This window comes from Photobacterium nomapromontoriensis, assembly GCF_050336815.1.
GTDB classification, from domain to species: domain Bacteria; phylum Pseudomonadota; class Gammaproteobacteria; order Enterobacterales; family Vibrionaceae; genus Photobacterium; species Photobacterium nomapromontoriensis.
This window is the reverse complement of the sequence record NZ_JAKJSL010000044.1, coordinates 1-15473: the sequence shown is the minus strand read 5'-3', so window position 1 is coordinate 15473 and position 15473 is coordinate 1. Positions and strand designations below refer to the sequence as shown.

The 15473-nt window shown below is 47.7% G+C and carries 17 protein-coding genes; 7 read left to right on the top strand and 10 right to left on the bottom strand.

Features of this window, described 5'->3' with window-relative positions; all coding sequences use genetic code 11:
- Window positions 1-5: 5 nt before the first annotated feature.
- From L4D12_RS18570 to napF, 5 genes are all read right to left on the bottom strand, one after another.
- Entirely contained in the window at window positions 6-581 is a 576-nt protein-coding gene (locus L4D12_RS18570; RefSeq protein WP_428449326.1) for a NapC/NirT family cytochrome c, read from the bottom strand.
- A gap of 28 nt (window positions 582-609) precedes the next feature.
- Entirely contained in the window at window positions 610-1053 is a 444-nt protein-coding gene (locus L4D12_RS18565) for a nitrate reductase cytochrome c-type subunit (protein WP_428449385.1), read from the bottom strand.
- A gap of 113 nt (window positions 1054-1166) precedes the next feature.
- The gene (gene napA, locus L4D12_RS18560; protein WP_428449325.1) at window positions 1167-3653 is read right to left on the bottom strand and encodes a periplasmic nitrate reductase subunit alpha; all 2487 of its coding nucleotides are present in this window, start codon (window positions 3651-3653) and stop codon (window positions 1167-1169) included.
- Entirely contained in the window at window positions 3650-3922 is a 273-nt protein-coding gene (locus tag L4D12_RS18555; protein ID WP_428449324.1) for a chaperone NapD, read from the bottom strand. The genes napA and L4D12_RS18555 overlap by 4 nt, the downstream gene beginning before the upstream one ends.
- Entirely contained in the window at window positions 3922-4416 is a 495-nt protein-coding gene (napF, locus tag L4D12_RS18550; protein WP_428449323.1) for a ferredoxin-type protein NapF, read from the bottom strand. The genes L4D12_RS18555 and napF overlap by 1 nt, the downstream gene beginning before the upstream one ends.
- Before the next feature lie 302 nt (window positions 4417-4718).
- Here napF and narQ point away from each other — a divergent pair, with 302 nt between their 5' ends.
- Genes narQ through L4D12_RS18535 form a run of 3 tightly spaced genes read left to right on the top strand, consistent with a single transcriptional unit; the run spans window position 4719 to window position 7386 of the window.
- Window positions 4719-6425: a nitrate/nitrite two-component system sensor histidine kinase NarQ gene (gene narQ / locus L4D12_RS18545; protein WP_428449322.1), complete on the top strand. Its 1707-nt coding sequence runs from the start codon at window positions 4719-4721 to the stop codon at window positions 6423-6425.
- Window positions 6422-7048, top strand: coding sequence for a response regulator (locus L4D12_RS18540; protein ID WP_428449321.1), 627 nt, complete (start codon window positions 6422-6424; stop codon window positions 7046-7048). The genes narQ and L4D12_RS18540 overlap by 4 nt, the downstream gene beginning before the upstream one ends.
- Window positions 7048-7386 (top strand): DUF4156 domain-containing protein, encoded by a 339-nt coding sequence (locus L4D12_RS18535; protein WP_428449320.1) that lies wholly within the window; start codon window positions 7048-7050, stop codon window positions 7384-7386. The genes L4D12_RS18540 and L4D12_RS18535 overlap by 1 nt, the downstream gene beginning before the upstream one ends.
- A gap of 32 nt (window positions 7387-7418) precedes the next feature.
- Here the strand turns inward: L4D12_RS18535 and L4D12_RS18530 are convergent, their stop codons facing one another.
- Entirely contained in the window at window positions 7419-7700 is a 282-nt protein-coding gene (locus tag L4D12_RS18530; RefSeq protein WP_428449319.1) for a winged helix-turn-helix domain-containing protein, read from the bottom strand.
- Between the two features lie 314 nt (window positions 7701-8014).
- On the opposite strand from L4D12_RS18530, the gene L4D12_RS18525 reads away from it, so the two are divergent.
- Genes L4D12_RS18525 through L4D12_RS18510 form a run of 4 tightly spaced genes read left to right on the top strand, consistent with a single transcriptional unit; the run spans window position 8015 to window position 10436 of the window.
- Window positions 8015-8368, top strand: a complete 354-nt coding sequence (locus L4D12_RS18525) for an ArsC family reductase (protein ID WP_428449318.1) — start codon at window positions 8015-8017, stop codon at window positions 8366-8368.
- Window positions 8369-8382: 14 nt separating this feature from the next.
- Entirely contained in the window at window positions 8383-9513 is a 1131-nt protein-coding gene (dapE, locus tag L4D12_RS18520; protein WP_428449317.1) for a succinyl-diaminopimelate desuccinylase, read from the top strand.
- Entirely contained in the window at window positions 9513-10220 is a 708-nt protein-coding gene (locus L4D12_RS18515; protein ID WP_428449316.1) for a M15 family metallopeptidase, read from the top strand. The genes dapE and L4D12_RS18515 overlap by 1 nt, the downstream gene beginning before the upstream one ends.
- Window positions 10221-10436: a DUF2897 family protein gene (locus tag L4D12_RS18510; RefSeq protein WP_428449315.1), complete on the top strand. Its 216-nt coding sequence runs from the start codon at window positions 10221-10223 to the stop codon at window positions 10434-10436.
- 295 nt (window positions 10437-10731) lie between these two features.
- On the opposite strand, the gene L4D12_RS18505 is transcribed toward L4D12_RS18510, so the two are convergent.
- From L4D12_RS18505 to frsA, 4 genes are all read right to left on the bottom strand, one after another.
- Window positions 10732-11988 (bottom strand): glutamate-5-semialdehyde dehydrogenase, encoded by a 1257-nt coding sequence (locus L4D12_RS18505; protein ID WP_428449314.1) that lies wholly within the window; start codon window positions 11986-11988, stop codon window positions 10732-10734.
- A 33-nt stretch (window positions 11989-12021) separates the two neighbouring features.
- Window positions 12022-13167, bottom strand: coding sequence for a glutamate 5-kinase (gene proB / locus L4D12_RS18500; RefSeq protein ID WP_428449313.1), 1146 nt, complete (start codon window positions 13165-13167; stop codon window positions 12022-12024).
- Between the two features lie 153 nt (window positions 13168-13320).
- Window positions 13321-13725, bottom strand: coding sequence for a sigma factor-binding protein Crl (crl, locus tag L4D12_RS18495; RefSeq protein ID WP_428449312.1), 405 nt, complete (start codon window positions 13723-13725; stop codon window positions 13321-13323).
- Between the two features lie 186 nt (window positions 13726-13911).
- A complete protein-coding gene (frsA, locus tag L4D12_RS18490) occupies window positions 13912-15171 on the bottom strand; it encodes an esterase FrsA (protein WP_428449311.1) in 1260 nt (419 codons plus the stop codon).
- Window positions 15172-15473: the final 302 nt, after the last annotated feature.

The following is a 15473-nucleotide window of genomic DNA, read 5'->3' as shown; positions in this document are numbered from 1 at the left end:
CTTCCTTATTGCCAACCCTCAACACCTTTCATATCAGGCAGTTTGTGAGCAATACCTTTATGACAGTCAACACAGGTTTTTTCACCAGAAGCCAGGGCCGTTGAGTGCTGTTTCACACTTCGAGCGCCCTGCTCGGAAAAATCCATGTACTCAAATTCATGGCAGTTCCGACATTCCTGAGAGTCATTGTCCTTCATTCGCTGCCACTCACGGCTTGCCAAATGCCCACGACGCGCTTGGAATTTTTCGTCAGTATCAATGGTCCCCATGGCGTGCGCGACAAGCTCTTTCGATGCCTGCACTTTACGCACCATCTTATCGGTCCAATTATGTGGCACATGACAGTCAGAACAGATCGCCCGCACGCCTGAACGGTTAGAGTAATGCACCGTTTCCTGGATCTCTTTGACAATAGGAGCATGGCAGCCAGAACAAAACTCTTCCGTGTTGGTGGCTTCCATCCCAGTGTTAAATGCTCCCCAGAACAGTAAACCGCCCATAAACCCCATGAACAACACCAGCCCTACAGCGACCTTACTTGGTGAGGTCAATCGGCGCCAAAACGTTTTCAATATTTTCATCTATAGCCTCTCTCTATGCTGGCTATGACTAGCGCAGTGCATCAACACGCTGAAAATCATTTTCAACTAATGGCTTGGCATCTGCCTGCGGGACATGACATTGCAAACAAAAATACCGTGCTGGTGAAACATCTGACAGCACCTGTCCCTCTCGTGGCGACTGGTAATGAGTCACACTGATCTTGGTCGCCCCCATTTCGTTGGCATTCTTCCAGCTGTGGCAAGCCAAGCATTTATTCGCATTTTGTGATACTTCGTAGTTACGGATCGTATGGGGGATCAAGGGGGGTTGATAGACATAATCACTATCAATCGTCCCCTGATCGCGCGGGTAGCGCTTCATCGGATCGGCCGCTCGGGTTGTTTCTAGTTCGCTAGCACCACGTAGTGATTCCAGCCCGCCGATCCCACCTGGATTATGCAATTCTTCTGCACTTTGCACGGCACTGGCCAGCATCATACCGATTGCCATGACAGCTAAGACTAGTCGTTTCATTATGTTCTCCGCCTACAGGCTAAATTCAGGTCAGAGTTTGGCTGTCCAGCGCCTTATCTGGCAGCCAAGCTCATCATTAGATTGAATATTTATACTTTAGTGATGTTAATCGGGCACTTTTTGAAATCAGTCTGCTTTGATAGCGGATCGGTCGCATCCAAAATCAATTTGTTGACCAAAATGCGAGCATCAAAGAATGGGACGAAAACCAGTCCCACGGGTGGGCGGTTACGGCCACGCGTTTCAACGCGACAACGTACTTCACCCCGTCGCGATGCCAGCAACACCTCATCACCACGGCGTAAGCCTCGTGACTTAGCATCATCTGGGTGGAGATAACACAGTGCATCCGGCACCGCCTTGTACAGCTCAGGCACACGTCGGGTCATCGTGCCCGTATGCCAATGTTCAAGCACTCGGCCAGTACATAACCACAAGTCATATTCTTTATCAGGCACTTCCGGTGCAGGCTCAAACGGGGCAAAAATGATATTGGCTTTACCATCTTTATGGCCATAAAAGCGGAATTTCTCACCGGCAGGAACATACGGATCAAAACCTCCTGCAAAGCGCCACTGGGTTTCCTTACCGTTCACAACAGGCCAACGCAACCCCCTTACCTTGTGATACTGATCATAAGGTGCCAAATCATGGCCATGCCCTCGGCCAAACGTTGCATATTCCTCAAACAAGCCTTTCTGAACATAGAAACCTTGCGCTTTGGCATCATCGTTAAGTGTCTGCGCTTCTGATAACGGGTACTTATCCACCTGACCATTACGAAACAGTACGTCATACATAGTCTTACCGCGGTATTGCGGTGCTTTAGCCAGTAGCTCTTCGCCCCACACTTCTTCCACCGTAAAGCGCTTTGAAAACTCCATGATCTGCCACAAGTCAGATTTAGCCTCGCCTTGGGCTTCAACTTGCTGATACCACACTTGGGTACGACGCTCAGCATTACCGTACGCCCCTTCTTTCTCAACCCACATTGCCGTTGGCAAAATCAAATCGGCCGCCTGAGCAGTTGCTGTCGGGTAAGGATCTGAACAGACAATAAAGTTCGCAGGGTTACGATAGCCAGGCAGACGCTCTTCATTGATATTTGGACCGGCCTGCATATTATTGTTGCACATCACCCAATACGCATTGAGCTTACCGTCTTTTAGCATCCGATCTTGTAATACGGCATGAAAGCCCGGTTTCGGCGGAATCGTACCTTCAGGCAGCTTCCAAATTTTCTCGGCAATGGCGCGGTGTTTCGGGTTCGCGACCACCATATCGGCAGGAAGTCGGTGAGCAAATGTCCCCACTTCACGTGCCGTACCACACGCCGATGGCTGACCAGTGAGTGAGAACGGGCTATTACCCGGTTGAGAAATCTTACCGGTTAATAAGTGAATGTTATAAACCAGGTTATTCATCCAAACACCGCGAGTGTGCTGGTTCATGCCCATGGTCCACAGTGACATAACCTTACGGTTTGGATCTGCATACTGCTTCGCCATCTCAATCAGCTTGTCTTGCGGAACCCCAGACATTTCAGAGGCTTTTTCAACCGTATACTCAGCAACCGACGCTTTGTATTCGTCAAAAGTCATCGGGTGCATAGCACCAGAATTAGCATGCTTGGCTTGTTGCTGTAACGGGTGCTCGTCTCGCAGACCATAACCGATATCCGTTTCTGCTCGCTTGAAGTGGGTATGCTTATTCACAAAATCCCAGTTCACTGCATCATTTTGAATGATGTAGTTAGCAATAAAGTTAGCAATCGCCAGATCGGTCTGCGGCTCGAAAATCATGCCATTATCTGCCAATTCAAATGAGCGGTGATAATAGGTAGACAGCACGTTCACTTTGACATGGGGATTACTCAAGCGACGATCCGTGATACGCGTCCACAATACCGGGTGCATCTCAGCCATGTTTGAGCCCCATAGCACGAATGAATCTGCATGTTCGAAATCATCATAACAGCCCATTGGTTCATCGATACCGAAGGTACGCATGAAGCCAACAACCGCTGATGCCATGCAATGGCGAGCATTAGGGTCGATATTGTTAGAACGAAAACCGGCTTTCATCATCTTGGAAGCGGCATAACCTTCCATCACGGTCCACTGACCAGAACCAAACATCCCCACACCGGATGGGCCTTGCTTTTTCAGGGCGGCTTTCCATTTTTCAGCCATCACATCAAAAGCCTGATCCCAAGAAACTGGCTGAAAATCACCGTCTTTATCGTATTGACCATTTTTCATCCGCAACATGGGGGTTTGCAGACGATCCTTGCCGTACATGATCTTTGAAAGAAAATAACCTTTAATGCAGTTCAGCCCCTTATTTACTGGCGCTTCGGGATCGCCCTGAGTCGCAACCACCCGGCCTTTCTGTGTGCCAACCAATACGGAACAACCCGTACCACAAAATCGACAAGGCGCTTTGTCCCACTTAATTTTGGTTTCATCAGAACTCACAATTAAGTTCGTTGCTGATACTGGCAGCGAGATCCCTGCCACAGCTGCTGCCGATGCAGCGGCGTTTGCTTTCACAAACGCGCGTCTTGTCATTTTCATGAGTCATCCTCAGATTGCGAGTCAAAGTGTTCAATTTGGTGATACACTAAAAACGTCGTTAAAACGTGTTCTAAATTATTAATTTCATCAATTGTGTCAGTCACATAACCCTGATTTTCTGTTTCCAGAACAACGACAACCTTTCCCTCTTCGCTATCACCGTATATTTCAGTATTGGGCATAGCCGCTATTTGCGACTTCACTTGTACCAAATAAGATGGCTTCACATGAACAACCAGGCTCGATATGTGTACTTCTTGTAGTGCCATTACAGATTCTCTTGATTAGGGGCTGCCACGATACTGATTGCCGATATCGGGCATAGCGACACACATGCGCCGCAACCCGTACATGCTTCAGGATTAATATTTGGCTTTGCCACCCCGCCCACCTGAAGTGTGAATTGAATTGCCTGTCCCTCACACGCATCACTACAGCTACGGCACTCTATCTTCTGTTGCGCTAGGCATTTCTCATTTGCCTGTGCCTGTAATAACCATGGCTGATCAGATTGTGGGTTGAACAACGACTCCGGGCATGCTTGCGCGCAACGGTAGCAAAACGTGCATTCACCACGATGAAAATCGACAGCGGGGAATCCGCCGTCACTTTTCGCTATGATGTGAGTCTCGCAGGCATCAATGCACTTATTGCAACGGGTACATTGATCGGTAAATAGTTCGTCAGCAACAACCCAAGGCATTCGTTGAGCATCTGGCTGTGGACGCTGTGTCAGTAATCGACGGCGGGAGCGATCAAACATTGACTCATCCCTTAGTAAAGGCGCATTAATCAAATATTTCAGACCAGTAACATTCATCGGTATTAATTGCTAAAAGCAGTAAAACAAAACACAACGAAGACCAATCATTAATAACTATTCATCTTTTTATATGGTTAGTGTAAATATAGTCACAAATGCTTAAATACCCAGTAAGGGCTAATTAGGGGCGTAGTTTGTTTTGGATCAATAAATTTAAATGACAAACCTCACACTATACGGCACAAACAATACCTACCGCCTCATTTGTATAACAAATCACCAACAACTTATAAGGGTAATACGTGCAAAATCGGCCTCTCAAGCCCGTAACGACCACAATAGCAAGAGCGATGTTCGCAATCTTGCTACTATCCGTTGTGACCACCAGCTTTGCCTTACTCACACTTGCATCCAGCCTCAATGACGCCGAAGCGGTCAATGTTTCTGGATCATTACGAATGCAAAGCTATCGGCTTGCATACGATATCCAAACGCATTCTCCCCAACTGAGTGAACACCTAGATTCATTTGAACAATCACTATTTTCCCCGTCAATGACAGCCCTTGAACACTGGACAGTTCCCACTGATATCAAACTGCATTACTACAAGCTCATCGAACGATGGGAGGATCTTCACCCCTTGCTTTATAACGGCAATGAACAACAGTTTCTCACCGAGGTGGCTCGCTTTGTTGATCGCATTGACCAATTTGTTTATGAGCTACAAGAGTTTTCCATTATCAAACTGCAGATCCTGTCAATTGTTGGCGGGCTGGGGCTGGGGCTGATTTTGATCGTCGCGTTGTTCACCATTCATTTCACCCAACGGAAAATTGTTAGCCCCTTGAACCAGCTGGTTATCGCCAGCGAACAGATCCAAAACGGTCAATTTGATCTCAATCTCAACCTAAAAAGCGATAATGAACTCGGTATACTTGCCAGCACCTTTTCAACCATGGCTGCTGAACTGGGTAAGCTGTATCGCAATCTTGAAATATCAGTTCATGAAAAAACACGTCGCTTACGCCAAGCCAATGACTCATTGCAGGTACTCTATGACTGTTCACAAGAGCTCACGGAAAGTCGCCTGAGTGCCAAAAACTTCTCCACCATGCTTGATACCTTACTGGCTATCGAAGGGCTAACCGCAACGAAACTCATCATAGAAGAAGCCAACGGCGCTAACACTGAGATCACCTCAGGAACCCCGGAGGGGGACAACTGGCACTATCAGGATTTAGAGATGGATGGCCAGATCCAGGGGCAGCTTTGGTGGCAATATACCCTTCCCTGCCCGGATCAAAACCTTATCGAGAATATTAGCCGTATCCTCGCCCGAGGGATCTATTACAACCGAGCACAAAAACAAGCTGAACAATTATTACTGATGGAAGAGCGTGCTACGATTGCGAGAGAGCTGCATGATTCATTAGCTCAATCCTTGTCGTACCTAAAAATTCAAGTCACATTACTCAAGCGCCAGCTCAGTGATAATGACCAAAAGGGGGCAATGGCCATTATCGGTGATATCGATCAGGGGTTATCAGGGGCTTATACCCAACTTCGTGAACTCTTGAGTACTTTCCGCCTGACAATAAAGGAAGCGAATTTAGGTGAAGCACTGATCGAAATGCTAAAACCACTCGAAGATCAGACCAATGCCCTGATAATTATCGATAACCATCTGTCATCACTAAATTTAGATGCTCATCATCAAGTACACTTACTTCAGTTGATCAGAGAAGCGGTACTCAATGCGATTAAGCATGCTCATGCGGATGAAATCCTCGTGTCTTGCCAACAAGATGGGAATAATGTAACGATCAGTATCAAAGATGATGGGGATGGATTTAACCCGGCCGAGGAAAAGCTCAATCACTACGGCCTAGCAATTATGACCGAGCGGGCATCGCGCCTGCACGGCACACTGGATATTATTACTGCCCAAGGTGGCGGCTGCGAAGTCATTCTGCACTTTCAGCCAGCACCTCAAGGATACGAATTATGACGTGTTGGAAAATAATGATTGTTGATGACCACCCGCTGATGCGGCGGGGGATCAGTCAGCTTCTTAGCCTGGAAAGTGACTTTGAGATGGTTGGCGAAGCCAGCAATGGTGCTGATGCGGTGCAACTGGCGCTTGAAAAAGAACCTGATCTGATCTTGCTAGATCTCAACATGAAAGGGATGTCTGGGCTCGACACGCTCAACGCGATGCGGATAGAAGGTGTTCAAGGCCGAATTGTGGTGCTCACTGTCTCTGATAGCCGCTCGGACATCAAAGCACTGATCAATGCCGGCGCGGATGGTTATCTGCTAAAAGATACTGAGCCCGATCAACTTATAAGCCTACTCAAGCAAGCTTTGCAGGGGGGCAAAGCCTACAGTGAGTTAGTACGGGAGTACCTAACCAGTAATACTGATCAGGATTCATTATTTGATACCCTGACAGACCGAGAAATGCAGATCCTGAAAGAAGTCGCTCGCGGTTACCGAAATAAACAAATTGCCGATGATCTGTTTATTTCTGAAGCAACAGTAAAGGTACATATGAAAAGCCTACTCAAAAAATTGCAGGTCAAATCACGAACGGCCGCGACCGTACTTTATCTGGAGATGCAGGGACAGTAATGAATACCATTAAGATAGGGATATTAACTCTGGTCGGAATTATTCTTTCGGGTTGTAGTACCACGCCACTCGCCCCAGAAGCGCAAGCAGTGATTGTCACCTGGGATACTCGGGATGCTATAAATACCTGTGAAAGACGAGGAACCTTTGTCGGCTCACAAGGCACTTGGTATAACTTTTGGTTTATCAGCGATCATGATCTGACAATCGGTGCCATCAACCAACTACGTAATCAATCATCACAGGCAGGTGCCAATACACTATCTCTGTACCCCCCACCCGTCTTCAGTACATCGGTGACCTTGATAGGTAATGCCTACCGATGCCCTGAGCAATAAGCAATAAAAAACCGCATCACTGCGGTTTTTTATTAGCAAGAGACAGATGAAATGATGTCCTTTTCGCGGGATTCAACCCACTGCACATCAAAAGGTCCCCAGTCGCTCAACTGGTAATAGCCATCATTATGGCGCTTACCGTCCTGAACAAAAGCCAATTCGATGCCAAACCCCGGCAATGCTTTTAATACATCCTGAATGGTACGTCGTGGCCATCCCGTAATTTCAATCAATTTCGGAACGTTGGGACGCTCGAGCTGTTCAACCAATAAAGCAAGATAAAGACGACGAGCAAAAACCGGATTCAATTCCATTGAGACCTCCATAAAATGAGAGTTTCATTATTCCGACTTCTGCAAAAGGGATGTTGAGTTTGATCAAAATGAGGCACGATTTTGCCGTCAGGTAAATGCGTTTAGGTGAGGGGGATCACAACAATGGTTGATTCTTCATCTTGAAAAAGAAAAAGTAACAAATAATCAACACCTTGAAAAGTCATACAATTATCATTCCAGATATAACATTCAGCTTGAATAACCCATCCGTATTGATCCCATTGCGAACCCTACTCATTCCCGCTATAAAGGGGGAACTCAATTCACATACTATAAGTCAGTCTAAAACAATCATGAGTACGATCACTTACGGCATTAAAAATTGCGACACCATCAAGAAGATGAAGAAATGGCTGGATACCGAAAACATTAGCTACACCTTCCACGATTACCGTACCGATGGCCTTAGCCGCGAAATGCTAGAGCAATTTGAAGCAGCGCTTGGCTGGGAAGCCATGGTTAACAAGCGTGGCACCACCTTCCGCCAGCTCAGTGACGAGCAAAAAGCCGGTCTTGATCAGCAGTCGGCGATGACGCTTATGCTCGAATATCCTGCAATGATCAAGCGTCCACTGCTGGAGCACAACGGTAGCTACTACCTTGGCTTTAAGCCAGCCCAATACCAAGAAATTTTCCACACTCGTTAATGAAGGATACAAGGATGTCAGATAGTCCGGTCATCGCGCTGGCGAAAGACTTTATCAGCCGCCAGTCGATCACACCCGAAGACGCAGGCTGCCAGGATGTGATGATTTCACGTCTGAAACAACTCGGCTTTAGCGTTGAAACCATGGTGTTCGAAGACACCACCAATCTCTGGGCACGCCGTGGTACTGAAGCGCCGCTGTTTGTATTTGCCGGCCATACCGATGTTGTTCCAGCCGGTAATCTGGGGCATTGGCATACCCCACCTTTTGAGCCAACCATCATTGATGGGTATCTGCATGGCCGTGGCGCGGCAGATATGAAAGGCTCACTGGCCTGCATGATTGTCGCGATTGAGCGCTTCCTTGCCGAACACCCGGATCATCAAGGTTCGATTGCGCTGTTGATCACCTCCGATGAAGAAGGTCCGTTCATTAACGGGACCACTCGAGTGATCGACACCTTAGAAGCACGTAACGAAAAAATCGACATGTGCATTGTTGGCGAACCCTCCAGCACCCTGACCGTGGGTGATGTGGTAAAAAACGGACGGCGTGGCTCCATCACAGGCGACGTCATCGTCAAAGGCATCCAAGGCCATGTTGCCTATCCACACTTAGCCGATAATCCGGTGCACCGTGCCATGCCCGCTCTTGCCGAGCTGGCCGCAACAACCTGGGATAACGGTAATGCATACTTCCCGCCCACCAGCTTTCAGATCGCGAACCTGTCAGCAGGCACGGGGGCGTCCAATGTCATTCCGGGAGAATTCCACGTTCAGTTCAACTTCCGCTTCAGTACCGAGTTGACCGTTGATGATATCAAGCGCAAAGTCCACTCTGTACTGGACGCCCACGGTCTTGAGTATGAGCTAAACTGGACATTCAGTGGCCATCCGTTTCTGACAGATAAAGGCAGTTTACTTAACGCCGTGATCAGCGCCATTGAAGAGGTCAACCACAAAGCACCGGAGCTACTCACAACCGGTGGCACATCAGATGGCCGTTTCATCGCCCGTACCGGGGCGCAAGTTATCGAACTCGGCCCGGTTAATGCCACCATCCACAAAGTCAATGAATGCGTGAAGGTCGCTGACTTGGAAAAGTTGACCGACATGTATCAAAAAGTATTGGAAAAAGTGCTTTAATGCTTATCCACCCAACCTCAGCCCGGCCACATAGCGCCGGGCAACTGACTGGTCAAGATACCAGCCACCTTGTAGTCATTAACCCGGATACCGGTCAACAGGTACATCAAGACATGGCCCCGGCAATCCGTGCGCTGCAAGCAGCGGCAAAAGCCGCTGGTTTTGACATGAAACTGGCCAGCGCCTTTCGCCCATTCGACCGCCAACTGTGGATTTGGAACAATAAATTCACGGGCCAACGCCCGATTCTAGACAGTAATAGCCAACCGTTAGATCCCAATACCTTAACCGAGCTTGAAAAGATTTGTGCCATCCTGCGCTGGTCTGCTCTACCCGGTGCCAGCCGCCATCACTGGGGCACCGATGTCGATGTGTACGCCGCTAACAACTTACCTGAAGGCACCACTTTACAATTAGAGCCATGGGAATATGAGATCGGTGGTCATCAACATGCCTTTGCCCAATGGCTCCATCAACATATGCACGAATATGGTTTCTACCTGCCCTACGCAGAAGATCGCCAAGGCGTTGCCTGTGAACCCTGGCATATCAGTTATTTCCCTATCAGCTGTGACTTACTGACGCAGCTTTCCCCCGACTTGCTCAACAACACACTTAGCCACAGTGATATTGCGGGAAAGTCGCACATCTTGGCAAACCTTGATAACCTCTATAATAGGTACATTGCGAATATCGGTGAGGTGTAAATGGAATGGCTATTCAACCCTTGGGTGATCAGTTTCATCGTGGTCGCGGTGATCGTCAGTAATATCGCCGCATTGAAATACACCGCCCACATGAAATTTGGTTATCGTGGAAAAATCAAAGGCACTCATGAGAAAAACCAACGCGAACAAGAGTTGGATGATCTGATCAAGAAGCAAGCCATCAATGATCAAAACATCAAACGTGATGAGAAATAGCGCATAAAGGGACGAGTGGCGAGTATCTCTTCGCTCCGAGAAAGAGCGGAGAGCAAGGAACGAGGGACTAGGAAGAGCAAAAGATATGAGGTTCGAGGTTCGAGGTTCGAGGTTCGAGGTTCGAGGTTCGGCAAAATGAAATATAAGAAGAAAATATCAAGTATTTTCATCTTGCCTGAAATAGCTTTACCGCTTTTATCTCGAAACTCGTCCCTTCTTTTCCTCGTTCCTCTCCCCTACTGCTCGTAAATGAGCACTTTGCAGGTATCGTGAATATCTCGCAACGCAACAACCGTTAAGCGCGGGAAAGGTAGTCAGCGATGCCCACCCATTTGTAGCTCGTCAGCTCTTCCAGCCCCATTGGACCTCGGGCATGGAGTTTCTGGGTTGATACTGCGACTTCTGCGCCTAGGCCAAATTGTGCGCCATCGGTAAAGCGGGTGGACGCATTTACATACACAGCGGCGGAACCTGCAGCATTGACAAAACGCTCGGCAGCATGGATATCATTGGTCATAATAGCATCGGAATGGCTGGCGTTATGCTTACGCATATGCGCTACGGCTTCTTCTACATCTTTGACAATTTTGATCCCTAGGGTATAGCTTAGCCATTCGGTATCGAAATCACCGTCTTCAACTTTACGCAGGTTGGATGCTTTACCTTCTAGCAGATCATAAGCAGCTTCATCGGCAACAAATGCGACTTTATTAAGGTTAAGACGCTCTGCAAGACGAGGTAAAAAGGCTTCTGCCACTCTCTCGTTAACCAGCAGGGTATCAAGGGCATTACAGGCTGAAGGACGCTGTACTTTAGCGTTTTCTACGACATCCAGTGAGCGTGAAAGATCTGCGGTTGCATCAACATAGATATGGCTGATACCAAAGCCACCAATGATCACGGGAATGGTGCTGTTTTCCTTACACATTTTATGCAAGCCTGCACCACCACGCGGAATGATCATATCGACGTACTGATCCAATTTCAGTAGCTGGGAGACCAAATCACGGTCCGGCTTTTCAATGTACTGCACTGATGCTGCTGGCAGATCTGCTTTTTCCAGCGCTGATTGGATCACTTTCACCAGTTCCATATTGGAATGGAAGGTTTCACGGCCACCACGCAGAATACTCGCATTACCCGTTTTCAAGCAGAGTGCTGCGATATCAATGGTCACATTAGGGCGAGCTTCATAGATCACGCCCACGACACCCAGAGGTACTCGACGGCGGCTAAGACGCATACCGTTTTCCAGCACCTTACTGTCTAGTTCTGCACCGACGGGATCATTGAGACCAATTACATTACGAACATCATTCGCGATCCCTGCCAAACGCTCGGTATTTAACAACAGGCGATCGACCAATGCATCGCTCATACCTGATTCTTTGGCTGCTGAGATATCTTTTTCATTCGCGGCCAAAATAGCGGCTTCGTTGGCTTCGAGCTCATCGGCAATAATAGCCAGAGCCAAATTCTTTTGCTTCGTCGCTGCTGTTGCCAATTCAAACGCAGCCTGTTGCGCGGCTTGGCCCATCAGTTCAAGATTCATTACTTTGTTCCTTACAAACGGTGTCCATTCTCGTTAAATAACGACCAAGTCGTCACGGTGAACTGCCACATGACCATACTCATAACCAAGTACCTGATAAATATCCTTGCTATGCTTACCTGCAATCTTTAACAGATCGTTGCTGGAGTAACGGCTGATACCACGTGCTAAGAGTTCACCTTTAGTATTATAAATACGTGCAACTTCACCACGTTCAAAATTACCTTTTACGGCAGTGATCCCTTTTGACAACAGGCTACTGCCTCGCAGTTGAACCGCAGCGGCGGCACCATCGTCAATAACGATATCCCCTGCTGGTGGAGGACCGGCAAGGATCCAGCGCTTACGACTTTCTAGCGGTGACTCTAAAGGCAGAAAACGAGTCCCCACTGATTCACCTTTTGCCAGATCAGCAACCACATCAGGACGACTGCCTGCGGCAATGATCACTTCAATGCCGGCGCGACGAGCAACATCTGCCGCCTGGAGCTTGGTTGCCATACCACCGGTACCTAGGCCACCGACACTGCCACCCGCAATTTTACGCAAGGTCTCATCAATGGTGTGCACTTCACGGATCAATTCTGCATCTGGATTATTACGCGGATCAGCGGTAAACAGACCAGGCTGGTCAGTAAGCAGCAGGAGTTTATCTGCCCCGGCTAATATCCCGACTAAGGCCGACAGGTTATCGTTGTCACCCACTTTGATCTCTGTGGTCGCCACCGCATCATTCTCATTAACAACGGGAATAATACCGTTATCAAGCAAGGCAACAATCATGTCACGGGCATTTAGGTAACGTTCACGGTCATCAAGATCAGCGCGCGTCAGTAGCATCTGACCGACATTCAACCCATAGATACCAAACAAGCTTTCCCATTCTTGGATCAAACGACTCTGGCCAACAGCAGCCAGTAGCTGCTTGCTCGCCATCGTTTTGGGCAGTTCGGGGTATCCTAAATGTTGACGACCGGCAGCAATTGCCCCCGAGGTCACAATAATCACCTTGTGTCCTTGTTGGCGTAGCAATGCGCACTGTCGAACCAGTTCAACCATGTGAGCACGATTCAACTTAAGGGTGCCGCCAGTCAATACACTGGTACCTAACTTAACGACAATAGTTTGCGAAGAATGGACGAGCGCTTGGGCATGTTGCGCAGCCTGTGTACCAGCCATGTTTATCTTCTGTACATTTAGGGAATTTGTCTCTGCCATTGGGATCAATCAAAAAATGCGAAATAGACAGATGTTGTATCAATACCCTTATTAAATCACAAGAAAAATGCGCCAATTAGGCGCATTTTTCTTCAACTAAATAGTAAGGATTGATTAAGCGGCACTACCCAACTCAGGCTCTTGCAGTGATTTAGCTGCAGTTAATGTCAGCTTGAACTCATCGTGTAACAAACCCTTTAATTTAGGGTAAAAATCATCGAGAGTTTGCAACACTGCCTTCTCATGCTTGGCTGGTAGCGCATCTTTTACCCACTCACCAGCATCATTATAACGACCAAAGTTATATTGATATTCAAAACCGTTATTCGTTTTCTCCATCGTCAACCACCACCCCCAAAATTCACGGTCTTCTGGTGATTTCTTGGCACTAATACAGCTTGAGAGACAGTCAAAGAAAAAGTAACCCTCTGATGACTGTAACTGGCGCAGATAAGGACCTAACGCTGTCAGTTTAGTCATCAGGCGCCCGTGTGGTGGAAAGGTTGTTTCTGTCGTCATAATCAATCTCCATCCCTAGCGATACGTCATCTACTCGCGCGTCTGGTTGATTGACGGCCAAGTAGTCGGCTTGGAAACGGCACAATTATTGACAATCCGTTTCGTATATTCCATTTAAGCCATAAATCATGTCTATAGCAACATTTTATTTACATTGATCGTAATAATCAACCGGTTGAATAAAAGCTAGACCAATTTTTCCTTCAACCATTCGACAACGGTTAACATGGCGCGATGATAGCCATCATGCAGGGGTTTTTCGGGTAATAAAACCGCCTTGCCTCCTCGACTTGACATCGCAATCAGCTGATTATCAAATTCACTGCAAACCGGATCGCCTTTTAAACCGATGCCTAACATCGGTATATCCAGTTTACGCCGGCCAACTAAACCCTGCAGTTTTAATGACCAAGCCGGTAAATGGGAAATAAGACTGGTTTTCGACACCCCATGCTTACCCATCCGTGAAGCGATCATGTCAAGGTACATCCGCGGCATAGCATCAAGCCGTTTAGGATCGGCCAATGCACTATGAATAACCCCACCCACACTGATGCACGTTTTCAGTCGTGACGGTTCAAGGAAGCCAAGCCGTATCGCTGCATTACCACCAAAGCGCAGCCCCAGCATCGCCACCCGAGTATGATCCACCCAAGGAATCTCTTTCACTTGTTGTAGTAATGCCTGATGCAAACGGCTGGTATCCTCAGTCAATGACCAAGCACTGCTGTGGCCCACTGATGGCATATCTAGGGTGATCATGGCAAATCCGGCAGGACCTAAATATTCGTGGTATAAGCGCCATAAATCAGACTGAAGCGTTTCCAGCCCACCACTCACAATCACCGTTGGCAACAGTTTGTCGGTACACGGCAGGTGAATGAAGGCTTGAAATGTCTTATTGTCATACTTCACATCAATGGTACGCATCTGATGCGGCAGATTGTCCATTGCCTCACGGTAAGCTTTGTTCGCCTGAACTTCAGCCTGAGCCGCAAGATCATCGCCTTTCAGATGCGGGTATGCCCCAATGCTGTAGTACATACTCGCCATTAGCAGTTGAGCCGCCGCTTCTTTATTTTTACCATTATTTAGCAATTCACGGGCGGTTTTTTGGTACATCGCACCAGACTGACACCATTCATAGACCCAGTTACCCGGTTTATAGCCAATCACCGTATCAAGCTGATCGTCACGTGTACGAGGAGCGGTAGAGTTCGCTAATCGGGAAAAAATCGCCTCCATTTCTATCGGATCAATACCCTGCCATGCCCATTGCGGACGGCGTAACACTCGATACCATCCTGTTTCACTATCACCATCCAGTGCATTATGAACAGGGGTATCAACCACATTGGCCAACTTGACTAAATTGGATGTTTCTTTGGATGTTTGTCGAGGGGCAAACAATTTTTCAGACAGGTTTGTTTTAGACGGATCAGACACAATAGGCTCCAGTTATTGTCACGCATGCTCCAATGCTGCCTTTCACCCTCTACATATAAGCAGAGTTCGGCAATCACACATGTAATATCAACAGTATACCACCTAGCAGGAGAGACAAGCTCTTCTAACTCAAAGACCCCACTTACAGACATCGAGTAGGGTGAGGCGTCGCCGCCTCATCCCTCTCACAGAACCGTACGTACGGACCTCGTATACGGCTCATGTACATTTCCATTCAGCGTAAGTGCTGAACACATGCCCTGTCACAACATGTTCAATATTGACTAAACCAAGTTCATTGA